Below are 25,177 nucleotides of genomic sequence, written 5' to 3'. Positions count from 1 at the left end.
GGAGGGAGCTTTTAAATTCCCGAGGCATAGCAATGAGTCACAAAAACGATAATCAGAACGACGTTTCTTCTTCCCGCCGCAGTTTACTGAAAGGTGTGGGATTGTTAGGCGGGGCATTTGCCCTGGGCGGTGCTGTCACGGCGCAGGCTGAGAAAACACCCGGCGCAAAAAAAGAGTACACGCCAGGCACGGTTTCCCCGGACGAACGCTGGGGCAGGCAACCTTATTACGGCGAGCATCAGGCAGGGATTTTAACGCCACAACAGGCGTCGATGATGCTGGTTTCCTTTGACGTGCTGGCCACCAACAAAGCCGATCTGGAGCGTCTTTTCCGTCTCCTTGATTCACGGTTTGCCTTCCTGACCAAGGGTGGCACCGCACCTTCAATGGATCCGAAATTCCCGCCGATGGATTCCGGCGTAATGGGTGCAGAAATCTACCCGGATAACCTGACCATGACGCTGTCGGTGGGGGATTCCCTGTTCGATGAGCGCTTTGGATTAGCGCCGCATAAGCCGCTGAAATTGCAGCGCATGACGCGTTTCCCGAATGATTCACTGGATGCCACACTTTGTCACGGTGACCTGTCACTGCAAATCTGTGCCAACAACAACGATACGGTGGTGCATGCGTTGCGTGACATCATCAAGTACACACCGGATTTACTCAGCGTGCGCTGGCGTCGTGACGGCTTTATTTCGTCCCACGCAGCGCGCAGTCAGGGCAAAGAAACGCCGATTAACCTGCTGGGCTTTAAAGACGGCACGGCGAATCCTGACTCGAAAGACACACCACTGATGGATAAAACCGTCTGGGTCACCGCAGGTCAGGGCGAACCAGCGTGGACGCTTGGCGGCAGTTATCAGGCCACACGTCTGATCCCGTTCAAGGTGGAATCCTGGGACCGTACGCCGTTGCAGGAGCAGCAGTCTATTTTCGGGCGTAACAAAGCCACCGGCGCACCTTTGGGGATGGAAAAGGAGCACGATGTGCCGGATTACGAAAAAGACCCGGAAGGTAAGACCATCCGCCTTGATTCGCATATCCGTCTGGCGAATCCGCGTACCAAAGCCACCGATGAAAACCTGATGCTGCGCCGTGGCTACAGCTATTCGCTTGGCGTGACCCATTCCGGGCAACTGGAAATGGGGCTGATTTTTGTCTGTTATCAGCATGACCTGGAAAAAGGTTTCCTGACCGTGCAGAAACGCCTGAATGGCGAAGCGCTTGAAGAGTATATCCGTCCGAATGGCGGCGGCTTTTTCTTCACGCTGCCGGGGAATAAAGATGAAAGCCACTATCTCGGCCAATCGTTAATCGAAGCGTAATTTAATGCCTCCCCCTGCGAAGGGGGAGAAGCTCAATCCAGAAATCCTTTTTACGCTTCGTTACGCAATTCACCGCCTGTTAATACTCCGCTGCATCCCAAAAAATCTCAGCAATGTCATGATGATAAATCGTCAAACTGATTTATTACGATGCCTGCTCCGAGACTGTTATGACCATCAACCATGCCCGCAGAAAATTACTGATCTTTGGCATCGGACTTTCCCTGACGGCACCACGCCTGTATGCCGCCCAAAAAGCCGTGCGCATTACCATGACATCAGACGCCAGTCAGATTCACCTGGCGTTACCGGCGGCGGATAAATACAGCCGGGTGTTTATGCTCAGTGCGCCGGAAAGAGTGGTGATTGATATGCCGATGGCGTCATTTCCACCGGAACTGGAGCATGCGCTGACGGTGGTCAGGCAGAAATTTTCGTGGATAAAAGAGGGGAGGATTGCTCACTTCAGCCCGCAAGTGGCGCGCATTGTGTTGCAGGTGAACGGTAAACCGCAGATTACGCGCAGCACGGAAAACGGTGTGCTGAACGTGACGATATCCGGAGAAAGCCCTGACGCCGCGATTTTGCCCGTCACCACCGCTGCACCTCGGGCAAAGAAACCGCTGCTGGTGATGATTGATCCGGGGCATGGCGGAAAGGATCCGGGCGCGATCGGCAACGAAGGCACGTATGAAAAACACGTGGTGTTGCACATCGCCAAACGACTGCAAACCTTGCTTGATCAACAGCACGGTATTCAGGCGGTGCTGACGCGCCAGGATGACGTATTTATTCCGCTGTATCACCGCGTCAGCCTGGCGCATCAGCATGAGGCAGATCTGTTTATCTCAATTCATGCCGACGGTTTTACCAACGATCAGGTCTCCGGTGCGTCGGTTTTCGCGCTGTCTGAACACGGCGCGGGCAGTGCGATGGCGCGCTATTTGTCGCAAAGCGAAAACAGCGCAGATGTGTTGTATGACAACGATTTTAAAACCGACGATCAATACCTTAAAGAAACGCTGTTTGATCTCGACCAGCACGAAACCATTCATCGCAGCCTGAATTTTGGCCATCATCTGGCGACAACTATTAGTAAAGTGCATCACATGCACAGTCCGCATCCTGAACAGGCGGGATTTGCGGTACTGAAATCCCCGCGCATTCCTTCCGCGCTGGTGGAGACATCCTTCATCACCAATAAACAGGAAGAAAAATTACTGGGTGAGCCGGTGTTTCAGGAGAAAATGGCGCATGCGCTGGCGGAAGGCATTAACAGTTACTTCATCAATGAAAAGAAAAATAATCTGCTGGGCTGAGAGAAATTCAGCACGATTAAAGAGGATCTGAAAAAGATCCTCATGATCCTATTGACGTCAGCCACAAACTTTTTTACATTTTGGTAACGCAAATGTTTCAGCTGTCATTATACTGACATTTATAAGCGGTAGTTTTCACGAGGTGTACGGCAGGTGCCGTTAATAACACTGCGGGGAGCGCGAATGGTAAAGTCCATGTTTGGGCTGTTGATCGAAAATAACACACTTCTCTCATTCACTCGTTGTTGTCGCTTAAATGCAAACGAGGGCCAGGCTTCCGACTCTCTAATATTTCAACCTTTACTTTCAACTTTTTCCTACCGCTTGCTGCAAAAAATATCATCCACTCAACCTCAACCCTGTTCTTTAACTGACCCCGTAAATGTTTACCAAAATGATGTGAATATCACTGGCTTTTATTCTGGAATTTTCATTGTATGGGTCAGCGGTTTGTCATTATTGACACTTTTGACAATGCCTCCTCGTGAACAGAAAACAACCAAAAGACTTTCCGTTAATCCCTTTGGTTTCTTTTCCTCTTCACGTTATTCATTGGCTCCACTTGGTCTAAAAGGAGACCAAAACCTCATTTGTTAGTGAAACATAACCGTGCGGGCATTATGCCTTAGCGTTAAGTGAATCAAACTGTAAGGTGCCACTATGGGAAGACAGAAAGCAGTGATCAAAGCTCGTCGTGAAGCAAAACGTGTTATTCGTAGTGATTCACGTAGTCACCGCCAGCGCGAGGAAGAATCTGTGACGTCATTAGTACAGATGGGCGGTTTGGAATCGATCGGCATGGCTCGCGACTCCCGCGATACGTCCGTCATCGAAGCGCGTACTGAAGCTCAAGGTCATTACTTATCAGCCATAGAGAATAAGCAGTTAATTTTTGCCACCGGTGAAGCCGGTTGCGGCAAAACATTTATCAGCGCTGCGAAAGCGGCAGAGGCATTAATTCACAAAGAAATCGACAGGATTATTGTGACGCGCCCGGTATTGCAAGCCGATGAAGATCTCGGTTTCCTGCCCGGTGATATTTCTGAGAAGTTCGCGCCTTATTTCCGTCCGGTCTACGACATTCTGTTACGTCGTCTGGGTTCATCATTCCTGCAATATTGTTTGCGACCGGAAATAGGGAAGGTTGAAATTGCGCCATTCGCTTATATGCGCGGGCGTACTTTCGAAAATGCGGTGGTTATTCTGGACGAAGCGCAGAATGTCACGGCCAGCCAGATGAAAATGTTCCTGACCCGTCTCGGTGAAAATGTGACGGTGATTGTTAACGGTGATATTACCCAGTGCGATTTACCACGCGGCGTAGTATCGGGGCTCAGCGATGCAATGTCTCGCTTCGAAGAAGACGAGATGATTGGCATCATTGAATTTGGCAAAGAGGACTGCGTGCGTTCAGAGCTGTGTAAACGCACTCTCCACGCCTACTCTTAATTCTCCCATTCCTCCCATGAAAAAGGCCGCTCAGTTGAGCGGCCTTTCTTTTTATCGTTCTTCATTCAATCAAAATCATTTGGGTTGTATCAGGGCGGCAACCCGAAGGATGAAGATTTAAAGCATAATTAGCATCATGTAGGCGCAGAAGAGGGCCAGATGCGCAGTACCGTTTAATACATTGGTACGGCCGGTGGAGAATGAAATCTGGCACAAGATCAGCACCGCCAGCATCACCACAATATTCGCCGGATCCAGGCCGAAAATCAGATCCTGACCTGTCAGGGTGGCGATGACGGTCACCGCAGGAACGGTCAGTGAAATCGTCGCCAGCACGGAGCCGAAGAACAAATTCATGGCGCGCTGTACCTGATTTTTCAGTACCGCTTTCAGTGCGCCCAGACCTTCCGGTGAAAGGATCAGTAACGCGACCAGGAAGCCGGTGAACTGCGCAGGAGCATTCAGTTCGGTCAGCAGGCTTTCCAGCGGATTGGCGTTGAACTTGGTCACTGCGATAACCAGCACCAGATGGACAATCAGCCAGAGCGTATGCGTCAGGTTACTTTTCAGAGACGGTTTTCCGTGTCCGTCTTCTTCGCCTTCATCTTCATGCTCGTAGATAAACAGGCTCTGATGGGTTTTGGTCTGGATAAGCAAAAATACGCCGTACATGGCGGCTGAAATCATCGCGACAAACAACGCCTGTAGCGTCGAGAAATTGCCCGCCGGCAACGCGGCAGGCAGCACCAGCACAATCACCGCCAGCGGGAATATCGCCATCAGGTACTGTTTGATCCCACCGAGATTCACATATTGTGTCGCAAATTTGCGCCCGCCCAACAGCAGGGCAACGCCTACCAGACCGGCGGTAACAATCATGATGATCGAGAACAACGTGTCACGCATCAGCGCGGGGGCGGCGTCGCCGGTCGCCATCAGGGCCGAAATCAGGCTGACTTCGAGGATGACCACTGAAAGGCTGAGGATCAACGACCCGTAAGGTTCGCCAAGACGATGTGCCAGTACGTCGGCATGACGCACCACGCTGAAGGCGCTGGCGAGGATACCGACCAGCGCGATTAAATTGATACCGACAACCGAGGCAAAGTTACTGCTGTTGCCCCAGAGGATGAGAACGATAAGTGCAGCGATGGGAAAAACCAGGGAGTATTCCTGATGGCGGGTTTTGATTTTTGGATGTTCCTGTGAAGACACCATGATGATTATTCTCCTTATAAACGCTCACGTAATAACAACCGCCTGTCTGTCAGTTGTCAGAAAAATGCCTGGCAGCATAAAGGTCTAACCTGTTAAGTATAGTAGATAAATTAATCTATTAACAGGATAAAGTCATTGTTAATGCATAAAAAATGACATATCAATTGTTTATCAGGGAATAATCTGAATTAACCAGCAATAAACACCCTAATAATTCGTTTTGTTAAAATATTAAGTCATTTAAAAACAATGTATTATATCGCTATTGTAGTAATATGGCGATTATGCGTCAGTTTATGTAAATCATCAGGATACCCACACAATTTAATGGAGGAAATGTGCAGTCAGCGGCCCGATAACGAGAATAATCTGGCAGCGTCCTTTGAGGGTAGCAGCTAGACTTTATCCTGTGCGCAGACGCCGCACATAAAAAATATCAATGCGATGAACGCTATGAAAAAGGAGACGACTATGCCTTATCAGAACCGCTCAGCGTTGCCTGAATCCGTGCGCAATGTGCTTCCTGCCCATGCGCAGGATATCTATAAGGAAGCGTTTAACAGCGCCTGGGATGAGTATAAAAAACCTAAAGACCGGCAGGGCGATGACTCGCGTGAGGAAGCAGCGCATAAAGTTGCCTGGGCCGCTGTGAAACATGGGTATAAAAAAGGAGATGACGATAAGTGGCATCCTAAGAAGTCCTGATATGAATGGCAGGTGAGGGCGATCCCGCGCCTGCCAGAAGGTCTGCCCGGCCTCCTGGTTCCCGCTGTTTTTGTTTTATTCCCTCCCTAAATATCAACATTCATGCAATGTTCATAAAATAATCACTTTATTTTCGTTTTGTGATCGCTCTCAACCTTGATTGCAACGAAAGAAACGAATAAGGTTTCATTCAGCAGGGGTATACGAAACTTCCTAATAAATTTGCCCCGCGGCCTGAAGCTCAGGCGAAAACTGTCCGATAGCGTTATTAAATGAAACTCACGATAACGGAGAACACAGCGTTAACAGCATGGCATGTTCAAAAGTAAGTCGTACCGAAGGGGGAATGAATGTTAACTCGAGATTTCCTGCGTAACGCAGATTGCAAAACAGCATTCGGCAGCATTGATGAGTCGATGCTACTGACCCCTGAACAGCGCGCAGCCTCTCTGAGCTGCACGCTGGCGCGTCGCCCCGACAACAGCCCGGTCTGGATTTTTGGTTACGGTTCACTGATGTGGAACCCGGTTTTTGACTCGGAAGAGGCGCGACCCGCCACATTGCACGGTTATCATCGTGCCTTCTGTTTACGCCTGACCTCCGGGCGTGGCACTCATGCGCAACCTGGCCGCATGCTGGCGCTGCGGGATGGCGGAAAAACCACCGGTCTGGCGTTCCGTCTGCCGGAAGACACACTTCTCGATGAACTCGAATTGCTGTGGAAGCGTGAAATGCTGACCGGCTGTTATCGTCCGACCTGGTGCGAACTGAATCTCGACGATGGCCGCAAGGTGACGGCGCTGGTGTTCATTATGGATCCCTCGCACCCGCAATATGAGGCCGATACCGATTATCAGGTTATCGCGCCACTGATTGCGCAGGCCAGCGGCCCGCTCGGAACCAATGCACAATATCTGTTTGCCCTGGAAAAAGAGCTGAACAACTACGGCATGCGTGATGACTGCATGAGTGAACTGGTCAAACAGGTACGAATGCTGTTGTCCGTTTCTCCCGGTTTTGATGTGCCGGGGCTGAGCTAAGACCCGCATCTCCGGGCTGTGCGTGTCCTTCCGTGCAGCCCGCTTCCCTTAACACCCCCCTGGTTTACGTGCTATTCATTCCCACATCCCTTCAGCGGGTATTTCCCTGTGGTTTGTACAGTAACAATCCCCCGCCAGACCGCATTCCGACGCTTTAATAACCAATCAGATAACGTTATGCAAAATTCGCATAACGATAGTATTTATCAGACTTTCTGGTAGGTTGAAGAAACTTTACACTCAACAAAACTTTAGCAATTTCGCTACTTTGGAGAGTCTGACCTGATGAAAGCTTTATTACCGTCCGTCCTGTTTACGGCTATTGCGGCTACTTTCTCTGCGCAGGCTGCCACGCCGCCGGATACTTTGGTTATCGCGCAATCCATTGATGACACCTCCAGTTTTGATCCGGCGCAGGGCTTCGAACTGACCACGGTTCAGGCTTTCAATAATATTTATCAGCGTCTGGTGCAGTCTGACCCGAACAACCCGATCGATTTAAAACCGACGCTGGCGGCCTCCTGGGAAACAGGCAAAGATAACCGCAGCCTGACCTTCACGTTGTCTCCGAAAGCCACCTTTGCCAGCGGCAATCCGCTGACAGCCGATGATGTGATTTTCTCGTTATCGCGTGTGGTGAAGCTGAATCTCGAACCTTCGTTCATTCTGACGCAACTGGGCTGGACCGATAAAAATGTCGATACCTTCCTGACTAAAATCGATGACCAGCACGTGAAAGTCAGCTGGACCGCCGATGTCAGCCCGTCATTCGTGTTGAGCCTGCTGTCGGCGCCGGTATCTTCTATCGTTGACAGCAAACTGGTGAAAGCTAACGCCACTGCTGACGACCTGGGTCATCAGTGGCTGAGCAACCATTCTGCCGGTTCCGGCCCGTATCAGATCCGCAACTACATTCCGCATGAAGTGGTGATTTTGTCTGCGAATCCGACTTCGCCGGAAGGCGCGCCGAAGCTGAAAACCATTCTGATCAAAAACGTCCCGGATCCTGCCGCACGCCGCTTGCTGATCGAGCAGGGGGATGCCGATATGGCGCGTAATCTCGGTTCTGACCAGATGGCCGCACTCGCCGGCAAAAAAGGCGTTAAGCCTCTGGCGATCCCGTATGCCTCGCTGTACTTCATGCAGTTCAACGCCAAAGCTTCTCCGGCGTTGGGTAATCCTGCGTTCTGGGAAGCGGCCCGTTACCTGTTCGATTACAACCACATTGCGCACGACCTGATGAAAGATCAGTTCCAGGTGCATCAGGCCTTCCTGCCGGAAGGTTATCTGGGCGCGCTGAATGACACGCCATACACCTATGATCCGGCGAAAGCCAAAGCGATTCTGGCAAAAGCCGGGCTGACCAACGTCAGCTTCACGCTGTCTACCGCCAATCAGCCGCCGTATCTGGACATCGCCCAGGCGTTGCAGGCCAGCTTCGCGCAGGGCGGCGTAACGGTGAAACTGGATCCGGGTTTAAGCTCGCAGATCTCCACCAAAGTGAAATCACACAATTACGATGCGTATATGTCTTCGTGGGGACCGGATTACTTTGACCCGAACACTAACGCTTCGGCGTTTGCTTTCAACCCGGAAGATGGCAGCAAAACGCTGGCATGGCGGGCGAACTGGTCCATTCCGGCGCTCAATAAACTGACGCTGGCCGCGATTGCGGAACCGGATCAGGCCAAACGCGTGGCGGATTACCGTCAGTTGCAACTGGAAGTACAGAAAAACTCACCGTTCGTGATTGGCCTGCAAGCGAAAAGCCTGATTGCCGTACGCGACAACATCAAAGGTTACGTGCAGGGCATCAACCCTGACATGGTCTTCTACAGCAAGGTCACCAAGTAATGACAGACAGTTCAACACCCGCCGGATTCGTCCGGCAGGGTTGGCGCTGGTCAGGCCGTTTGCTGACTGGCGTGATTTCGCTGGCGCTGACATTGCTCGGCCTGCTGGCGTTTACTTTTACGCTTTCCCATCTCGCCCCGATTGACCCGACATTGCAGGTGGCGGGCGATCACGCCAGCGAAGCCACCTATGCGCAGGTGCGCCGCGATTTAGGTCTCGATCAGTCGGTGCCGGTGCAGTTTGTCCGTTATCTGGAAAGTCTGGCGCACGGCGATATGGGTATCTCCCGCATCACCGCGCAGCCGGTCGCCAGCGATTTGATGCGCACCTTCCCGGCAACGGTCGAACTGGCGACCTGTGCGATCCTGCTTGGCGGCACACTCGGCATTCTGCTGGCGCTGCTGGCGGTGTGGAAACCGGGAAGCTGGCTGGATAACGTTGCGAGAATGGTGTCGCTGCTCGGTTATTCTGTACCGATTTTCTGGCTGAGCCTGCTCGGCCTTTTGCTGTTTTACGCGGTACTGCACTGGGCGGGCGGGCCGGGACGGCTTGATGACCTGTATATGTACACCATGACGCCGCGCACCGGTTTTGTGCTGATTGATACCTGGCTTTCCGGCGACCGTGAAATGTTCTACAACGCCATCAGCCACTTATGGTTGCCGGTAACGGTGCTGGCGATGTTGTCGATGGCGGGCATTACGCGCCTTCTGCGTGCGTCGATGCTCGGCGAAATGAACAAAGAATATGTGATTCTGGCGCGCTCGAAAGGCGCGGGCAGGGTACGTGTATTGCTGTGTCACGTTTTCCCGAATGTGCTCGGCACGCTGATCACCGTGCTGACGCTTTCCTACGCCAGCCTGCTGGAAGGGGCGGTGCTGACGGAAACGGTATTTGCCTGGCCGGGCGTTGGACGTTATCTGACCACCGCGCTGTTCGCCGCGGATACCCCTGCAATTCTTGGCGCTACGCTGCTGATCGGCACCTGTTTTGTGCTGCTTAATGCGCTGGCTGACGCCCTTACTTATCTGCTCGATCCGCGAACCCGGTAGTTTCTATGACTCAAATGATCCCTGAACAACCCACGCAGGTTGAGGCCGAAGCCGAAACCTCCGTCTGGAAACCGGCCCGGCGCATCACCACGTTTTCCGTGGGGCTGGTGCTGGTCGCTATTCTGGTACTGACCGCGCTGCTCGCACCGTGGCTGGCGCCGTTTGACCCGAACATTCAACACATCGAGCTGCGTCTGCTGCCGCCATCGGAAACCCACTGGCTGGGCACCGACGGTTTTGGCCGTGATTTGCTCTCGCGTGTGGTGTATGGCGCGCGCCCGACGCTGTTGCTGGTGTCACTGATCCTGGTACTGACCATTCCGGTTGGCCTGCTGATCGGTATCAGCGCCGGTTACATCGGTGGCTGGTATGAACGCATTGTGATGCGACTGACCGATATTGTGATGTCCCTGCCCAGTCTGGTCATGGCGCTGGCGCTGGTGGCTATTCTCGGCCCCGGCCTGATGAACGGTGCACTGGCTCTGGCTTTCACCAGCTGGCCGCCGTTTGCACGACAGGCGAGGGCCGAGACACTGGCACTTCGCCGCAGCGATTATCTGGCGGCGGCACGGATGCAGGGCATCGGCGGGTTGCGACTGATGTTCGGCCACATTTTGCCGCTGTGCCTGCCCAGCGCCGTGGTGCGGGCGGCGCTCAGCCTCGGCGGCATCATTCTGGCCTCTGCCGGTCTGGGCTTTCTCGGCATGGGCATTCAGCCACCGACGGCTGAATGGGGCTCGATGGTTGCCGAAGGCAGCAAAGTCATTTTCGATCAGTGGTGGGTCGCCGCTGCACCGGGCGGGGCGATTCTTTTCGCCAGCCTGGCTTTCAATCTGCTGGGCGATGGCCTGCGTGACAAAATGGATCCACGACATGGCAACTGACTTTTTATATAAAGACAAATCAAATAGCGACCAACTGGTCGCGAAAGATATGACCATTTACCTGCCGGGTGAACGTCCGCTGGAACTGGTGAAATCCCTGTCATTCAGTGTCGGACAGGAACGTGTGGCGCTGGTCGGCGAGTCCGGATCTGGCAAATCCCTGACCGCCCGCGCGCTGATGGGGTTGCTGCCACATCCGTGCAAGCTGCGTGCGTCACAGCTGACGCTGGGTGATAACGATCTGACCACACTCAAAGAACGTGAGTGGAGCACGCTTCGCGGTAACCGCGTATCGATGGTCATGCAGGATCCGAAACATGCGCTGAATCCGACGCAAAAAATCGGCAAACAGGTGGAAGAACCGCTGCGTCTGCACACCCGTCTTGGCCGCAAGGAGCGTCAGGAAAAGGTCACCGAGATGCTGAATGCGGTCGGTCTGCCGAATCCGGCTTTCCTGCAACAACAGTATCCGCATCAACTTTCCGGCGGGATGGGGCAGCGCGTGATGCTGGCGATTGCACTGATCAACGACCCGCAATGGCTGATTGCCGACGAACCCACTTCCGCGCTGGATTTCGACATGCGTGAGCAGGTTCTGGGGCTGATTGAGCGTTTAGTCGAACAGCGAAATATGGGGCTGATCCTCATCAGCCACGACCTGCAACAGGTCGCCCGCTATTGTGAACGTGTGCTGGTGATGTACAAAGGCGAACTGCTCGATGAGCTTGCAGCCGATCAGCTGGCGAACGCTACACATCCTTATACGCATACACTCTGGTCATGCCGTCCGAGCAAATTTACCCACGGTGAACGCCTGCCGGTGCTGGATCGCGCGCTGCTGGCCTCTTTAAAACAGGAGCCGCGCCATGAGTGAGATTATCGCTGAACTGCATCAGCTGAGCGTGTCGCATCGTCAGGGTTACGAAACCCGCACGGTGGTACATAACGTCAACCTGACTATCAACAAACGCGAATGCTTCGGGCTGGTCGGGCCGTCCGGTTGCGGTAAATCCTCGCTGCTGTGGGTGCTGGCGGGCCTGAACGGACACTGGGACGGCAGCCTGACGTTGCTTGATCATCAGGTGAAACCCGGTAAACCTTTTACCGGTAGCCTGCGCCGCGACGTGCAGATGGTTTTTCAGGACCCTTATGCCTCGCTGCACCCGAAACACAAGCTGCTGCGCACGCTGGCAGAGCCGCTGAAAATCCTCAAAGAGCAGGATATTGAACAGAAAATTGCCGAAGGTTTTCGCCAGGTCGGGCTGGATCCGGCGCTGATGAACCGCTATCCGCATCAGCTTTCCGGTGGCCAGCGTCAGCGCGTGGCAATTGTCCGCGCACTCCTGCTCAAACCGAAACTGCTGCTGCTTGATGAACCGACGTCTGCCCTCGATATGTCTGTACAGGCGGAAATTCTCAATTTACTCAACGACCTGAAAGCCAGCAGCGACCTGACCATGATTCTGGTCAGCCACGATGCGGATGTGATTGACCATATGTGTGATCGTGCGGTGCATATGGCGAAGGGTTACGTCTTGATGTAGTCCTTCCCCTTCGCAGGGGAGGGAACTGGAAAATGCTTAATCTAATTTATTAAATAACAAAGCTTTATTTCATTGTTCGGGCCTTGCCGCTGCACCTCTACACTCGGAAAAACTGTCTTTTCACCTGTGGAGATCGACCTCAATGAAAGTACGTGTTCCTTCCCTGTTATTTCTGCTCATGATGGCGGCAACCCGTGTGGATGCGGCGACACCTGCGGATACGCTGGTGGTAGCCGGTTCGCTCGAAGGTATTATCAGCCTGGATCCGGCGGAGAGTTTTGAAACCGTCAGTTCCGGCAATCTGGTTAACCTGTATCAGCAACTGGTGGTTTCAAACCGTCAGCATCCCGATCAACTCGACCCGGACGCCGCCGCCAGCTGGCAGCCAGGGCCTGATGCGCACAGCCTGATTTTCACCCTTAAGCCGGGGCAGAAGTTTGCCAGCGGCAATCCGCTGACCGCTGACGACGTGATTTATTCCTTTAGTCGCGTGGTCAAACTCAATAAAAGCCCGTCGTTTATTCTCGGCGAACTGGGCTGGACACCAGAAAATGTCGACGGCAATCTGAAAAAACTGTCGGACGATAAAGTGCAACTGAGCTGGCCTGCGGATATCGGCAGTGGTCTGGTGCTGAGCATTTTATCCGCGCCGGTGGCAGGCATTGTTGACAGCAAGCTGTTGAAAGAACATGTCGATCAGAACGATTTCGGCAACAGCTGGCTGCGTTCACGTTCAGCAGGCAGCGGTGCCTTTGAAGTGCGTAACTATGTGCCTCACGAAGCGCTAATCTTCAAACGTAACCCGAATGCCAAACCGCTGGCGAAGCTGGAAAACGTCCTCTTTAAAAATGTCGGTGATCCTTCTACCCGCCGTCTGCTGGTACTTAATGGTGATGCTGACGTGGCATACGATTTAGGCGCGGATCAGTTCAGCTCGCTGCAAAAAGAAAAGGGTGTACATGTCGCCCAGTTCCCGGCGGCGAAAGTGTTCTATCTGGCGTTTAACGTCGGCGATACCACCCAACCGGCGCTGGCGAATCCCGCACTCTGGGAGGCTGCCCGCTGGCTGGTAGATTACCAGGGTATTTCAACTGATCTGCTCAAAGGCCAGTACGGCATTCATCAGACTTTCCTGCCGGACGGTTTAGCCGGAGCCATTGACGATCAGCCGTTCAAATACGACGTCGCGAAAGCCAAAGCCATTCTCAGCAAAGGCGGCATTGCACCGGGGACTAAAATCGATTTAATCGTGATTAACCAGCCACCTTATTCCGATATCGCGCAGGCGTTGCAGGCCAGCTTTGCCAAAGCCGATATCAATTTAGTGGTGCATCCGCTGGTGGAAAGCGATGTGCTGACCCGCATGCGCGCGCATAAATTCCAGTCGATCTTCACTTACTGGGGTGCGGATTACCTCGACCCGAACACCAACGCCAGTACCTTTGCCTATAACGTGCCGAACGGCCCGAAAACACTGGCGCAGCGTATTCAGTGGGTGATCCCGGAAATCAGCAAACAAACCCGCGCAGCGGCGGCGGAATCTGACCCGACCAAACGCAAGGCGCTGTATGCAGATTTGCAGCGTGAATTGCAGAAAAACTCACCCTTTGTGGTGGCGTTGCAAAGCAAGTTGCTGGTGGCCATCCGCGATAACGTGAAAGGTGCGAGCCAGAATGTGGCGGGGAGCCAGTTGTATCTGGATACCGTGAGTAAGGAATAAGAGGGGCTTTATCATCCCTTCTTCTCAAGTCATGACCCCGGGCCACCGGACTCGGGGTCGCTCCTGTCAGCAGGGTCTTGATTGCGCCATTGAGGCTTGTCTGCTGCAGGATTTTCATGACTTTTTCATAAAATCTTTCAGATGGGCGACTTTGTTAATGTCATCCATCAGGCGCGGGTTATTGCGCACTTCCCAAATATCGACATTGGTTTGCAGGTTTAACCAAAACTCGACAGAGGTCTCAAATGTCTTTGCCAGCCGGAAGGCAATATCAACGGTCAGTTTGCGGTTGTTATTCACCAGCGCGCTGATGGTATTGCGGTGAACATTCAGCATGTCGGCGAGATCGTTGATCCGCAGGCCTGCAGGCTCGAGAAATTCGTAAAGTAAAATATCACCAACAGTAGCGGGTTTACGTGTGGTCACAGCCATACGATGTTCCTTCTGGTATGTCTTCATTAACATCAAAGCGAATATGCTCATAATTACCGGTAACTCCTGTAACCGTGGGGATCTAAATACAGGCCATGTGCTTTTCCTTCCCGCCAGTAAAAAATCAGACGGTACTGCTCATTCACCCTGATCGATGAAAATCCCTTTAACGGGGGGGCCAGATCTTCATAGCGATTGCCCGGGGGCCAGAGTAAATCGCGATAATCCATTGCGGCATTGATCATATCCAGCTTCCTTTCCAGAGCAGTTGCCAGCGTCCAGGGTATTTTGCGATGGGGAGTGGCGAAGTGGAAAAAGTCTTCCAGCCATTGATCGCGGAAACTGCTTATCCTGAGCATATCGTTCATGAGATGAACCCATCCTGATTTTTAAGGTGGGGCACCGAAGCCTTGTTGCACTGTGCTTCGGTGCATAAATTAACAGAGTCTTTTGCCGTTGTATAGGGGTTGTTCTCCCGGGAACGAACGTGACTTTAATGCTTCATGCATTTAGCGAAAGCGGTTGTTTAGGATTTTGCAGGATGTTTTCCAGAGAATTTGCATCGTCCGACAGAGGGGACTGAATAAGTGCGGCAAAGCGCGCAGAATGTTTACGCTGCATTGGCAGCGTAGTGACCGCGCTTTTTCACCGTGGCGGCGGCACAGGCGGGGGACAACAATTTTCGATTTTAAGCCACGTCCCGGGTTGCGTCGGGCTGATGAGCATGATAATGATTTCCATCGGTATTCTGCCTGTCACTGTTTTCGACCACTGAGATCTTATGAGCCTGAAAGCTTTCAACCCTGACGTCCTGCAAAAGAGTGATCTGATTAACCTGCTGATCGCCATTCCCGCCGGGATTATTGCCGCGCTGGTGACAATCGCTTTTCGCGGGGCGATTTCGGGTATTAACGGCCTGATGTTCACCGATGGCAGCGACATCACCAAAGCTTTCAATGAATATCCCAAAATTGTCTGGCCGCTGATCACCACAGCCGGCGGCGTCATTGCCGGTTTTATCCTGATCCTGGCGCTGCGCTACGAAAACAAGCACGGCAAAATGCCGGATTATCTGGATGTTATCGATCAGCGTCTGCCGGGCATTCCGGTGGTCAGTACCGTGCTGCGCGGCCTGTCGTCGCTTGCCAGTATTGCCAGCGGTGGTTCAATCGGTCGCGAAGGGGCAATGGTGCAGTTATCCGCACTGAGCGGCAGTCTGCTCGGGCGTTTTTCGCGTTTCAAAGGTGTACATCAGTCAGATATTATCGCCATGGCCGCCGCGGGCGGACTGGCGGCGGTGTATCATGCCCCGTTTGCCGGCGCGCTGTTTGTGGCGGAAATCGCCTTTGGTGTGACCGCAGTTCAGCGCCTGATCCCGTTGTTTATCTCGGCGTCGGTCGCGGTGCTTACTGTCCGTTCTCTGACCGATTACGCGCCACTGTATCTGTATTCTTCCGCCTCTTTCAGCCCGTCTTTCGGCGCGATTTTCACCGTGCTGATTATCGGCATGGCGACGGGGATTCTCGGGCCGCTATTCATCTCATCAATCGATAAAGTCCGTCAGTGGATGAAACCCATCTCGCATCCCGCGCTGCGCCTGGGGCTCGGCGGGCTGGGCGTCGGACTGGTGGCAATGATTTCGCCGCTGGTGCTGGGTAACGGTTTTGAGGTGATTGATTTAATCCTCAATAACGGCGATTTACAGACGTCGTTACTGGTGCTGCTGATCCTGAAAATTGTCGCCACAGCGATCACCATCGGGTCCGGTGCGGTCGGCGGGTTGTTTACGCCGTCGTTACTGATTGGTGCGGCGGGCGGGGCGCTGGTGTGTACTTTCCTGCAATGGCTGGGGTTCGATCCCGGTCCGGTCGGTTTATATGCCGCGATCGGCATGAGCGCATTGCTGGCGGCGACCAGTCATGCGCCGCTGATGTCGATCATGATGGCGTTTGAAATGACCCTCAACAGTTCGCTGCTGTTCCCGCTGATGCTGGCGACGGCGATTTCTTATGTCGTGGCCTCACGCCTGAAAGTCGGTGGCACGTATCCGGTGCTGACACGTCATAATGCCCGGTTCGCGGCGAAAAATGCCTTTGAATACAGTACGGTGGCGTCACTGATTTCGCCATGTTCGAAAATGTATGTTGATGCCTCGCTGTCTGAAGTGGTCAGCGAAGGGCTGAAACAGCGCACGCGATATGTGTACGTGGTGGACAGGGAGGAACGTTTTCTCGGCGTGGTGCCGACCAATGTGGTGGCAGCAGGGCTTATCGATGGCAGCGTGAAATCCGGCAGCCCGATTGGCCCGTTTATCGAGCAGGAATTCACGACGATTTTCCAGCAGGCCAGTTACGAACAGGCGTGGGCGATGTTCAGCAATTCGCCGCTTGAACGTTTACCGGTGCTGGAAAACGCTGAATCCCGCCGTCTGCTGGGGGTGATCACCAAAGCCTCGCTGCTGAATAAAGCCAAAGATTTCCTGTAGTTGTTGTGCGGGTAGCGGCCATCAGCCGTCGTCGCGATGCCTTAATGCATACCAGCCCGCCAGCAGGGTAAACACGCCGACAATCATCACCAGCAAAATAAAACCGTGATGGTTGCTGGCGAGCGGAATGCCCCCGACGTTCATGCCAAAGAAACCGGCCACAATATTGATCGGCAGCGCCAGCACGGTGATCACGGTCAGCACATACAGCGTGCGGTTGCTTTGCTCCATCTGGCGTGAGGTGATTTCTTCCTGCAATAACCGGATGCGTTCGGTCAGCGCGATAAGGTCATTGAGCACCACAGAAAATTCCTCGGCAAACTGCCGTAAATCCTGGACCACAGCGGGAGCTATCCAGGTAGGAGGGCGGTTCAGCAGGCGGAAAAGCGCAGTCGGTTCCGGTGCCAGTAAACGCTGAAACCGCAGCAGCATCCGGCGCAGACGCCCCAGATCGGCGCGGTTCTTTTTCACGTGATGGCTCAGGAGTCGCTCTTCGATGGTGTCCACGTACTGATTGGCCCGACGCACAATGTGTTCCAGTAAATCTTCCTGTTCTTCTAAAAGATGCACCAGCAGCGCGGTGGGCGTGCTGATGTTCAGGTGCTCCAGTCGTTTGAATAATTGCTCGATCAGCCTGACCGGTTTATGGCGTGCCGTGACCACCAGTTGCTGATGGCAACTGAGCCACAGCGTCGAAGCTTCATCACTGGTTTCATCCGGGCGAAAAATCACATCGTTGAGCACCGCCAGCAGCGTGTCATCGAGCCGTTCAATGCGCGTGCTGCGCGAGCCTTCGCGGATTTCCTCGAAAAACACCTCGCCGACGCCAAAATGCTTTTTCAGCCATTTTTCTGACATGGCATGATTGAGATTGACGTGGATCCAGACGAATCCTTTGTCGTGGCAAATCTGCTGCCAGGCTTCCTGAACCTGTTGTGAAGAAACACGCTCGGCAGGGCGGTTTGGACGAAAAACGAAGCCGTAAATCATTCCGGTGACTTCATCGTTGAAATTGAGTACGGCGGGTTTTTCTGTCGGCATGTCGGATTTCTGGTGACCAAAGCAGGTGGCACCATTACGCCAGACATCGGCGTAAATACAATAACCTCCCGTCTAATTTCACAATACTGTCACATTCAAACAGCCTTACCCCCAATTTTCCGTCAGATGACGTCACTCCCTCCTTTTTGTTTTATTTACGAAATTATGGCCAATAAATCATAAGCTTAACTCCGTTTAAATTTGTACCTCTTTGGGAGTATCTGGCGTTATGTAAATAAATACATGACGCAAAGGCGTTGATCGCAATCAAGTAGAAGGCTCCCGCGCGTGCATACCCTGAGCCCATATTGAGCAATGTAGTTGTATTCCCCGCCATTCACATAATGACAAAGCGCAAATAAGCCTTTGCACAGGAGAGTTCCGGATGAGCAAGTTTCTTGACCGGTTTCGCTATTTCAAACAGCTAGCTGAACCTTTTGCTGACGGCCACGGCCAGACGCTGAATACCAATCGCGACTGGGAAGATGGTTACCGCAGCCGCTGGCAGCATGACAAAGTGGTCCGTTCCACGCATGGTGTGAACTGCACCGGTTCATGTAGCTGGAAGATTTACGTCAAAAACGGTCTGGTGACCTGGGAAACTCAGCAAACTGATTATCCGCGCACCCGTCCGGACTTGCCAAACCACGAACCGCGCGGCTGTCCGCGTGGTGCCAGTTATTCCTGGTATCTCTACAGTGCTAACCGCCTGAAATATCCGCTGATGCGCAAAAAGCTGATCCAGTTATGGCGCGAGGCCAAACTGAATTACAGCGATCCGGTCGATGCCTGGGGCTCGATTGTGAATCAACCGGAAAAAGCCAAAGAATACAAAGCGGCACGCGGTCGCGGTGGTTTTGTGCGTTCAAGCTGGCAGGAAGTGAATGAGCTGATCGCCGCCTCCAACGTGTATACCGCCAAAACCTTCGGCCCGGACCGTATTATCGGTTTCTCGCCAATTCCGGCGATGTCGATGGTGTCTTACGCTTCCGGCGCGCGTTATCTTTCTTTGATCGGCGGCGTTTGTCTGAGTTTCTACGACTGGTATTGCGATTTGCCACCGGCTTCTCCGCAGACGTGGGGCGAGCAGACGGATGTCCCTGAATCCGCTGACTGGTACAACTCTTCATATATTATCGCCTGGGGCTCTAACGTTCCGCAGACCCGTACGCCGGATGCCCACTTCTTTACCGAAGTGCGTTACAAAGGCACCAAAACCGTCGCGATTACGCCGGATTACGCTGAAATCGCCAAGATTTGTGACCAGTGGCTGGCACCGAAACAAGGTACCGACAGCGCGCTGGCGCTGGCAATGGGCCATGTGATCCTCAAATCCTTCCACATCGACAATCCAAGTCAGTATTTCACTGACTACGTGCGCCGTTACACCGATATGCCGATGCTGGTGATGCTTGAACCGCGTGAAGACGGTTCTTATGCGGCAGGGCGTATGTTGCGTGCCTCTGATCTGGTGGACAATCTTGGTCAGGAAAATAACCCGCAGTGGAAAACCATCGCCTTCGACGAAAACACCGGCGAACTGGTCTCGCCGTTGGGTTCGATCGGTTACCGCTGGGGTGAAAAAGGCAAGTGGAATCTGGAATCCCGCGAGGGGCAAGACGGTAAAGACGTCAGCCTGAAGCTGAGCCTGCTTGATGATCATGATGAGGTCGTGAATGTTGGCTATCCGTATTTTGGCGGCGCGGTCAGTGAGCATTTCAACAGCGTGGCGCTGGATGAAATTCTGATGCACAAATTGCCGGTCAAACGCCTGCAACTGGCAGATGGCAGTACCGGTCTGGTGGCCAGTGTTTACGACCTGACACTGGCGAACTACGGCATTGAGCGCGGTCTGAATGACGAAAACTGCGCGCAAGGCTATGACGAAATCAAAGCCTACACGCCAGCCTGGGCGGAAAAAATCACGGGTGTTTCTCAGCAAAACATCGGGCGCATCGCGCACGAATTTGCCGATAACGCCAACAAAACCCATGGCCGTTCGATGATTATCGTCGGTGCCGGGATGAACCACTGGTATCACCTCGACATGAACTACCGCGGCCTGATCAACATGCTGATCTTCTGCGGTTGCGTCGGTCAGAGTGGTGGTGGCTGGGCACACTATGTCGGGCAGGAAAAACTGCGTCCGCAAACCGGCTGGCAGCCGCTGGCGTTTGGTCTGGACTGGCAGCGTCCACCCCGCCAGATGAACAGCACCTCGTTCTTCTATAACCATTCCAGCCAGTGGCGTTACGAAACCGTCGCGCCGCAGGAGTTGTTGTCGCCGCTGGCGGATAAATCCAAATTCACCGGCAGCATGATCGACTACAACGTGCGCGCCGAGCGTATGGGCTGGCTGCCGTCTGCGCCGCAGCTCAACGTTAACCCGCTGCACATTGCACAACAGGCAAAGGCCGCCGGTTTATCGCCGGCAGATTTCACCGTGGCAGCCCTGAAAGACGGCAGCGTGCGTTTCGCGGCTGAACAGCCGGACAATCCGCAAAACTTCCCGCGCAACCTGTTCATCTGGCGCTCCAATCTGCTGGGTTCTTCCGGTAAAGGCCACGAGTACATGCTGAAGTATCTGCTGGGCACTGAACACGGTATTCAGGGTGATGATTTAGGCATTCAGGGCGGCGTGATGCCGGAAGAAGTCGAATGGCAGGCGCAGGGCGGCGAAGGCAAACTGGATCTGGTGGTGACGCTTGATTTCCGTATGTCCAGCACCTGTCTGTATTCCGACATCGTGCTGCCAACCGCCACCTGGTACGAAAAAGACGACATGAATACCTCGGATATGCATCCGTTTATTCATCCGCTGTCCGCGGCTGTTGATCCGGCCTGGGATTCAAAAAGTGACTGGGAAATCTACAAAGGTATCGCCAAAGAATTCTCCCGCGTATGCGTCGGCCATCTGGGTGTCGAAACCGATATGGTGACGTTGCCTATCCAGCATGATTCCGCCGCTGAACTGGCGCAGCCGTTTGGTGTGGAAGACTGGAAAAAAGGTGAATGTGAGCTGATCCCGGGGCGCACCGCCCCGCATCTGATGGCCGTTGAACGCGATTATCCGAACACCTATGAGCGTTTCACTTCCGTCGGTCCGTTGCTGGAAAAACTCGGTAACGGCGGTAAAGGCATTAGCTGGAATACCGACAGCGAAGTCGATTTGCTGAAAAAACTGAACTACACCAAAGCGGATGGCGCGGCGAAAGGCCAGCCGATGATCAACACCGCGATTGATGCGGCAGAAGTCATCCTGACGCTGGCGCCGGAAACCAACGGTCAGGTGGCGGTGAAAGCCTGGGCTGCGCTGAGCCAGAATACCGGCCGCGACCACACGCATCTGGCGCTGAATAAAGAAGACGAGAAAATCCGCTTCCGCGATATTCAGGCGCAGCCGCGCAAAATTATCTCCAGCCCGACATGGTCTGGTCTGGAAGATGAACACGTTTCTTACAACGCCTGTTACACCAACGTGCACGAGTTGATTCCATGGCGCACGCTGTCCGGCCGTCAGCAGATTTATCAGGATCACGCGTGGATGCGCGCCTTCGGTGAAAGCCTGCTGGTGTACCGTCCGCCAATCGACACCCGCGCGGCGCAACCGTTGCTGAATGCGAAGCCGAACGGTAATCCGGAAATGGCACTGAACTTCCTGACGCCGCACCAGAAATGGGGTATTCACTCCACCTACAGCGACAACCTGCTGATGCTGACCTTAGGTCGCGGCGGTCCGATTGTCTGGCTGAGTGAAGACGATGCGACAAAACTGGGTATCGAGGACAACGACTGGATCGAAGCGTTTAACGCCAACGGCTCACTGAGCGCCCGTGCGGTGGTCAGCCAGCGTGTACCGGCGGGGATGACCATGATGTATCACGCACAGGAACGCATCGTGAATATTCCGGGATCCGAAATCAGCCAGCAGCGCGGTGGTATTCACAACTCCGTCACCCGTGTTTGCCCGAAACCGACTCACATGATCGGCGGTTACGCGCAACTGGCCTACGGCTTCAACTACTACGGCACGGTCGGTTCTAACCGCGATGAATTTGTGATTGTGCGCAAAATGAACCGCATCGACTGGTTAGACGATGAAGGCAATGACTACGTGCAGGACGCCGTGCAACAGGAGAAAGCCAAATGAAAATTCGTTCACAAGTCGGCATGGTGCTGAATCTCGACAAATGCATTGGCTGCCACACCTGTTCCGTAACCTGTAAAAACGTCTGGACCAGCCGCGAAGGGATGGAATACGCGTGGTTCAATAACGTGGAAACCAAACCGGGTCTGGGTTATCCGCACGACTGGGAAAACCAGGAAAAATGGAAGGGCGGCTGGATCCGCAAAATCAACGGCAAACTGCAGCCGCGTATGGGCAACAAAGCCAACCTGCTGCATAAAATCTTCGCCAACCCGCACATGCCGGAAATCGATGATTATTACGAACCGTTTGATTTTGATTATCAGCATCTGCACACCGCGAAAGACGGTAAACATCAGCCAGTGGCGCGTCCGCGCTCGCTGCTGACCGGCAAACGCATGAAGAAAATTACCGGCGGCCCGAACTGGGAAGACGATCTGGGCACTGAGTTCAGCAAACGTTCTGCCGATCAGAACTTCGCCAACATGCAGAAAGAAATGTACGGCGAATTCGAAAACACCTTTATGGCCTACCTGCCACGTCTGTGCGAACACTGCCTGAACCCGGCGTGTGTGGCGACCTGTCCGAGCGGGGCGATCTACAAACGTGGCGAAGACGGCATCGTACTGATCGACCAGGACAAATGCCGTGGTTGGCGCATGTGCCTGACCGGCTGCCCGTACAAAAAAATCTACTTCAACTGGAAAAGCGGCAAGTCAGAAAAATGTATTTTCTGTTATCCGCGCATCGAAGCGGGCCAGCCAACGGTGTGTTCCGAAACCTGCGTCGGCCGCATCCGCTATCTCGGCGTGGTGTTGTATGACGCCGACCGTATCGGCGAAGCCGCGTCGGTTGAAAACGAGAAAGACCTGTACGAAAGCCAGATGAGTATCTTCCTCGATCCGAACGATCCTGAAGTGATGGCGCAGGCCGAAAAAGACGGTATTCCGCTGTCGGTAATGGACGCCGCGCGTCAGTCGCCGGTCTACAAAATGGCGATCGAATGGAAGCTGGCGCTGCCGCTGCATCCTGAATATCGCACGTTGCCGATGGTCTGGTACGTGCCGCCGCTGTCTCCGATTCAGTCTGCCGCCGATGCCGGTGCGTTACCGCACAGCGGCGTGCTGCCGGACGTCGAAAGCCTGCGTATTCCGGTGGAATATCTGGCGAACCTGCTGACCGCAGGGGACACCGCACCGGTGCTGCGCGCCCTGAAACGTATGCTGGCGATGCGTCATTTCAAACGTGCTGAAACGGTTGATGGCGTAACGGACACCAGCGCGCTGGAACAGGTCGGATTGTCTGCGGCACAGGCCGAAGAAATGTACCGCTATCTGGCGATTGCCAACTACGAAGATCGTTTCGTGGTGCCATCCAGCCATCGTGAACAGGCGCGTGAAGCCTTCCCGGAAGCCAAAGGTTGTGGTTTCAGCTTCGGCGACGGCTGCCACGGCAGCGACAGCAAATTCAACCTGTTCAACAGTAAGCGCATCGATGCCATCGACATCGGCGCGAAAACCGAAAGGAACCGCTGATGAACAGTTTACGACTGACAGGCTTACTGCTTGATTACCCGTCCGAAGAATTGTGGCAACACCAGCCGGAACTGCTGGAAGCGGTGGCAGAGTCTCCGGAACTGACTCAGGCGCAGCGCCTTGATCTGGCGCTGTATATCACGGCGTTCTGTAAGCAGGATTTGCTGGATGCACAATCGGCGTATACCGGTTTGTTCGATCGTGGTCGCGCCACCTCGCTGCTGTTGTTTGAACATGTGCACGGCGAATCCCGTGACCGTGGTCAGGCGATGGTCGATCTGATGGGGCAATACCGTGAAGCCGGGCTGGAAATCGACAGCCGCGAGCTGCCGGATTACCTGCCACTGTATCTGGAATACCTGACCACGCGTGATGAAAATCAGGTGCGGGAAGGGCTGCGTGATATCGCACCGATTCTGGCGTTACTCAGCGCCCGTATGCAGGAGCGGGACAGTCATTACGCTGAATTGTTTGATCTGCTGCTGGCGCTGTCCGGCAGTGATATCGCGACCGAAACGGTGCGCGAAGGCATCAGACAGGAAGCCCGTGATGACACACCCGCCGCGCTGGATGCGGTATGGGAAGAGGAGCAAATCAAGTTCCTCGGCGAGCAAAGTTGTGCGTCGGGCGATGAGACTGCGCACCAGAAACGTTTCGCTGGTGCGGTCGCACCACAGTATCTGAACCTTGATGAAATGCCTGCGGGGGAACCACGCAAATGACCGACTTCCTCAACACCTTCTTTTTCAATATCTATCCCTACCTGTGCGGCACGGTATTTCTGGTCGGCAGCTGGTTGCGTTACGACTATGGCCAGTACAGCTGGCGCGCCGGTTCCAGCCAGTTGCTGGAGAAAAAAACGCTGCGTATCGCCTCGCCTTTGTTCCACGTCGGTATTCTCGGTATTTTCGCAGGACATGCCTTCGGTATGCTGACGCCGCACTGGATGTATGAATCCTTTCTGCCGGTGCCGGTGAAACAGCAGATGGCAATGTGGGCGGGTGGTGCCTGTGGCCTGATGACCCTGATCGGCGGCGGCATGCTGGTGTGGCGTCGTCTGAGCAACGAGCGCGTGCGGGCGACCTCCAGTTTTGGTGACATCATGATCATCATTCTGCTGGTGGTTCAATGTGCCCTCGGGCTGAGTACCATCCCGTTCTCCGCGCAGCATATGGACGGCAGTGAAATGATGAAACTGGTTGGCTGGGCGCAATCGGTGGTGACCTTCCGTGGCGGTGCGGCAGCGCATCTGGATGGCGTGGCGTTTATCTTCCGTGTGCATCTGGTGCTGGGGATGACGCTATTCCTGCTGTTCCCGTTCTGCCGCCTGGTGCATATCTGGAGCGCGCCAGTGGAATATCTCACCCGCCATTATCAGCTGGTGCGTAATCGTCGCTGATTGACCTGCATGATTGTGATCTGGC

General features: G+C 53.9%; 21 protein-coding genes. 17 read left to right on the top strand and 4 right to left on the bottom strand.

The window, feature by feature from the left end; translation table 11 throughout:
- Positions 1 to 32: 32 nt before the first annotated feature.
- The 4 genes from efeB to phoH all read left to right on the top strand — a co-directional run bounded on the left by efeB (position 33) and on the right by phoH (position 4,096).
- Entirely contained in the window at positions 33 to 1,328 is a 1,296-nt protein-coding gene (gene efeB, locus EX31_RS09400) for an iron uptake transporter deferrochelatase/peroxidase subunit (protein ID WP_037034421.1), read from the top strand.
- A 170-nt stretch (positions 1,329 to 1,498) separates the two neighbouring features.
- Entirely contained in the window at positions 1,499 to 2,647 is a 1,149-nt protein-coding gene (locus EX31_RS09395) for an N-acetylmuramoyl-L-alanine amidase (protein ID WP_037034420.1), read from the top strand.
- Between the two features lie 183 nt (positions 2,648 to 2,830).
- Entirely contained in the window at positions 2,831 to 3,244 is a 414-nt protein-coding gene (locus EX31_RS25290) for a hypothetical protein (protein WP_072012271.1), read from the top strand.
- Between the two features lie 63 nt (positions 3,245 to 3,307).
- Positions 3,308 to 4,096: a phosphate starvation-inducible protein PhoH gene (gene phoH / locus EX31_RS09390; RefSeq protein WP_013575764.1), complete on the top strand. Its 789-nt coding sequence runs from the start codon at positions 3,308 to 3,310 to the stop codon at positions 4,094 to 4,096.
- A gap of 117 nt (positions 4,097 to 4,213) precedes the next feature.
- Here the strand turns inward: phoH and chaA are convergent, their stop codons facing one another.
- Positions 4,214 to 5,314 carry a sodium-potassium/proton antiporter ChaA gene (gene chaA, locus EX31_RS09385; protein WP_037034419.1) on the bottom strand — a complete coding sequence of 367 codons (1,101 nt, stop codon included), beginning with the start codon at positions 5,312 to 5,314 and terminating at the stop codon, positions 4,214 to 4,216.
- 471 nt (positions 5,315 to 5,785) lie between these two features.
- Between chaA and chaB the strand changes: the two genes are divergently transcribed.
- The 8 genes from chaB to EX31_RS09345 all read left to right on the top strand — a co-directional run bounded on the left by chaB (position 5,786) and on the right by EX31_RS09345 (position 14,113).
- Positions 5,786 to 6,019, top strand: a complete 234-nt coding sequence (gene chaB, locus EX31_RS09380; RefSeq protein WP_037034418.1) for a putative cation transport regulator ChaB — start codon at positions 5,786 to 5,788, stop codon at positions 6,017 to 6,019.
- A 350-nt stretch (positions 6,020 to 6,369) separates the two neighbouring features.
- Positions 6,370 to 7,059, top strand: coding sequence for a gamma-glutamylcyclotransferase (locus tag EX31_RS09375; protein WP_013575761.1), 690 nt, complete (start codon positions 6,370 to 6,372; stop codon positions 7,057 to 7,059).
- A 285-nt stretch (positions 7,060 to 7,344) separates the two neighbouring features.
- Positions 7,345 to 8,913: an ABC transporter substrate-binding protein gene (locus tag EX31_RS09370; protein WP_013575760.1), complete on the top strand. Its 1,569-nt coding sequence runs from the start codon at positions 7,345 to 7,347 to the stop codon at positions 8,911 to 8,913.
- The gene (locus EX31_RS09365; protein WP_037034417.1) at positions 8,913 to 9,965 is read left to right on the top strand and encodes an ABC transporter permease; all 1,053 of its coding nucleotides are present in this window, start codon (positions 8,913 to 8,915) and stop codon (positions 9,963 to 9,965) included. The genes EX31_RS09370 and EX31_RS09365 overlap by 1 nt, the downstream gene beginning before the upstream one ends.
- 5 nt (positions 9,966 to 9,970) lie before the next feature.
- The gene (locus EX31_RS09360; protein ID WP_013575758.1) at positions 9,971 to 10,849 is read left to right on the top strand and encodes an ABC transporter permease; all 879 of its coding nucleotides are present in this window, start codon (positions 9,971 to 9,973) and stop codon (positions 10,847 to 10,849) included.
- Positions 10,850 to 10,898: 49 nt separating this feature from the next.
- Positions 10,899 to 11,723, top strand: coding sequence for an ABC transporter ATP-binding protein (locus tag EX31_RS09355; RefSeq protein ID WP_223509804.1), 825 nt, complete (start codon positions 10,899 to 10,901; stop codon positions 11,721 to 11,723).
- Positions 11,716 to 12,393, top strand: a complete 678-nt coding sequence (locus EX31_RS09350; protein ID WP_037034415.1) for an ABC transporter ATP-binding protein — start codon at positions 11,716 to 11,718, stop codon at positions 12,391 to 12,393. Before EX31_RS09355 ends, EX31_RS09350 begins: the two co-directional genes overlap by 8 nt.
- Before the next feature lie 142 nt (positions 12,394 to 12,535).
- The gene (locus EX31_RS09345) at positions 12,536 to 14,113 is read left to right on the top strand and encodes an ABC transporter substrate-binding protein (protein WP_037034414.1); all 1,578 of its coding nucleotides are present in this window, start codon (positions 12,536 to 12,538) and stop codon (positions 14,111 to 14,113) included.
- A gap of 114 nt (positions 14,114 to 14,227) precedes the next feature.
- Here EX31_RS09345 and EX31_RS09340 read toward each other — a convergent pair whose 3' ends face one another.
- Entirely contained in the window at positions 14,228 to 14,545 is a 318-nt protein-coding gene (locus EX31_RS09340; protein ID WP_015690029.1) for a HigA family addiction module antitoxin, read from the bottom strand.
- 53 nt (positions 14,546 to 14,598) lie between these two features.
- Positions 14,599 to 14,913 (bottom strand): type II toxin-antitoxin system RelE/ParE family toxin, encoded by a 315-nt coding sequence (locus EX31_RS09335; RefSeq protein ID WP_013575753.1) that lies wholly within the window; start codon positions 14,911 to 14,913, stop codon positions 14,599 to 14,601.
- Positions 14,914 to 15,326: 413 nt separating this feature from the next.
- Here EX31_RS09335 and EX31_RS09330 point away from each other — a divergent pair, with 413 nt between their 5' ends.
- Positions 15,327 to 17,030 carry a chloride channel protein gene (locus tag EX31_RS09330; protein WP_037034413.1) on the top strand — a complete coding sequence of 568 codons (1,704 nt, stop codon included), beginning with the start codon at positions 15,327 to 15,329 and terminating at the stop codon, positions 17,028 to 17,030.
- A gap of 21 nt (positions 17,031 to 17,051) precedes the next feature.
- Here the strand turns inward: EX31_RS09330 and EX31_RS09325 are convergent, their stop codons facing one another.
- Positions 17,052 to 18,071, bottom strand: a complete 1,020-nt coding sequence (locus EX31_RS09325) for a transporter (RefSeq protein WP_013575750.1) — start codon at positions 18,069 to 18,071, stop codon at positions 17,052 to 17,054.
- A gap of 385 nt (positions 18,072 to 18,456) precedes the next feature.
- Here EX31_RS09325 and EX31_RS09320 point away from each other — a divergent pair, with 385 nt between their 5' ends.
- The 4 genes from EX31_RS09320 to narI are packed head-to-tail and all read left to right on the top strand — an operon-like array spanning position 18,457 to position 25,152.
- The gene (locus EX31_RS09320; RefSeq protein WP_037034412.1) at positions 18,457 to 22,221 is read left to right on the top strand and encodes a nitrate reductase subunit alpha; all 3,765 of its coding nucleotides are present in this window, start codon (positions 18,457 to 18,459) and stop codon (positions 22,219 to 22,221) included.
- Positions 22,218 to 23,753 carry a nitrate reductase subunit beta gene (narH, locus tag EX31_RS09315; RefSeq protein ID WP_037034411.1) on the top strand — a complete coding sequence of 512 codons (1,536 nt, stop codon included), beginning with the start codon at positions 22,218 to 22,220 and terminating at the stop codon, positions 23,751 to 23,753. The genes EX31_RS09320 and narH overlap by 4 nt, the downstream gene beginning before the upstream one ends.
- Positions 23,753 to 24,475, top strand: a complete 723-nt coding sequence (gene narJ, locus EX31_RS09310; protein ID WP_037034410.1) for a nitrate reductase molybdenum cofactor assembly chaperone — start codon at positions 23,753 to 23,755, stop codon at positions 24,473 to 24,475. Before narH ends, narJ begins: the two co-directional genes overlap by 1 nt.
- Positions 24,472 to 25,152 carry a respiratory nitrate reductase subunit gamma gene (narI, locus tag EX31_RS09305; protein ID WP_037034408.1) on the top strand — a complete coding sequence of 227 codons (681 nt, stop codon included), beginning with the start codon at positions 24,472 to 24,474 and terminating at the stop codon, positions 25,150 to 25,152. The genes narJ and narI overlap by 4 nt, the downstream gene beginning before the upstream one ends.
- Positions 25,153 to 25,177: the final 25 nt, after the last annotated feature.

This window comes from Rahnella sp. WP5 (assembly GCF_000745615.1).
Lineage (GTDB): Bacteria > Pseudomonadota > Gammaproteobacteria > Enterobacterales > Enterobacteriaceae > Rahnella > Rahnella aceris.
Note: the sequence above shows the minus strand (reverse complement) of the source record. Positions and strands in the feature narration are given on the sequence as shown.

Excerpts from the sequence above, each read along its gene's own strand:
- efeB (WP_037034421.1), top strand. The coding sequence starts at position 33 with ATGAGTCACAAAAACGATAATCAGAACGACGTTTCTTCTTCCCGCCGC.
- EX31_RS09395 (WP_037034420.1), top strand. The coding sequence starts at position 1,499 with ATGACCATCAACCATGCCCGCAGAAAATTACTGATCTTTGGCATCGGA.
- EX31_RS25290 (WP_072012271.1), top strand. The coding sequence starts at position 2,831 with ATGGTAAAGTCCATGTTTGGGCTGTTGATCGAAAATAACACACTTCTC.
- phoH (WP_013575764.1), top strand. The coding sequence starts at position 3,308 with ATGGGAAGACAGAAAGCAGTGATCAAAGCTCGTCGTGAAGCAAAACGT.
- chaA (WP_037034419.1), bottom strand. The coding sequence starts at position 5,314 with ATGGTGTCTTCACAGGAACATCCAAAAATCAAAACCCGCCATCAGGAA.
- chaB (WP_037034418.1), top strand. The coding sequence starts at position 5,786 with ATGCCTTATCAGAACCGCTCAGCGTTGCCTGAATCCGTGCGCAATGTG.
- EX31_RS09375 (WP_013575761.1), top strand. The coding sequence starts at position 6,370 with ATGTTAACTCGAGATTTCCTGCGTAACGCAGATTGCAAAACAGCATTC.
- EX31_RS09370 (WP_013575760.1), top strand. The coding sequence starts at position 7,345 with ATGAAAGCTTTATTACCGTCCGTCCTGTTTACGGCTATTGCGGCTACT.
- EX31_RS09365 (WP_037034417.1), top strand. The coding sequence starts at position 8,913 with ATGACAGACAGTTCAACACCCGCCGGATTCGTCCGGCAGGGTTGGCGC.
- EX31_RS09360 (WP_013575758.1), top strand. The coding sequence starts at position 9,971 with ATGACTCAAATGATCCCTGAACAACCCACGCAGGTTGAGGCCGAAGCC.
- EX31_RS09355 (WP_223509804.1), top strand. The coding sequence starts at position 10,899 with ATGACCATTTACCTGCCGGGTGAACGTCCGCTGGAACTGGTGAAATCC.
- EX31_RS09350 (WP_037034415.1), top strand. The coding sequence starts at position 11,716 with ATGAGTGAGATTATCGCTGAACTGCATCAGCTGAGCGTGTCGCATCGT.
- EX31_RS09345 (WP_037034414.1), top strand. The coding sequence starts at position 12,536 with ATGAAAGTACGTGTTCCTTCCCTGTTATTTCTGCTCATGATGGCGGCA.
- EX31_RS09340 (WP_015690029.1), bottom strand. The coding sequence starts at position 14,545 with ATGGCTGTGACCACACGTAAACCCGCTACTGTTGGTGATATTTTACTT.
- EX31_RS09335 (WP_013575753.1), bottom strand. The coding sequence starts at position 14,913 with ATGAACGATATGCTCAGGATAAGCAGTTTCCGCGATCAATGGCTGGAA.
- EX31_RS09330 (WP_037034413.1), top strand. The coding sequence starts at position 15,327 with ATGAGCCTGAAAGCTTTCAACCCTGACGTCCTGCAAAAGAGTGATCTG.
- EX31_RS09325 (WP_013575750.1), bottom strand. The coding sequence starts at position 18,071 with ATGCCGACAGAAAAACCCGCCGTACTCAATTTCAACGATGAAGTCACC.
- EX31_RS09320 (WP_037034412.1), top strand. The coding sequence starts at position 18,457 with ATGAGCAAGTTTCTTGACCGGTTTCGCTATTTCAAACAGCTAGCTGAA.
- narH (WP_037034411.1), top strand. The coding sequence starts at position 22,218 with ATGAAAATTCGTTCACAAGTCGGCATGGTGCTGAATCTCGACAAATGC.
- narJ (WP_037034410.1), top strand. The coding sequence starts at position 23,753 with ATGAACAGTTTACGACTGACAGGCTTACTGCTTGATTACCCGTCCGAA.
- narI (WP_037034408.1), top strand. The coding sequence starts at position 24,472 with ATGACCGACTTCCTCAACACCTTCTTTTTCAATATCTATCCCTACCTG.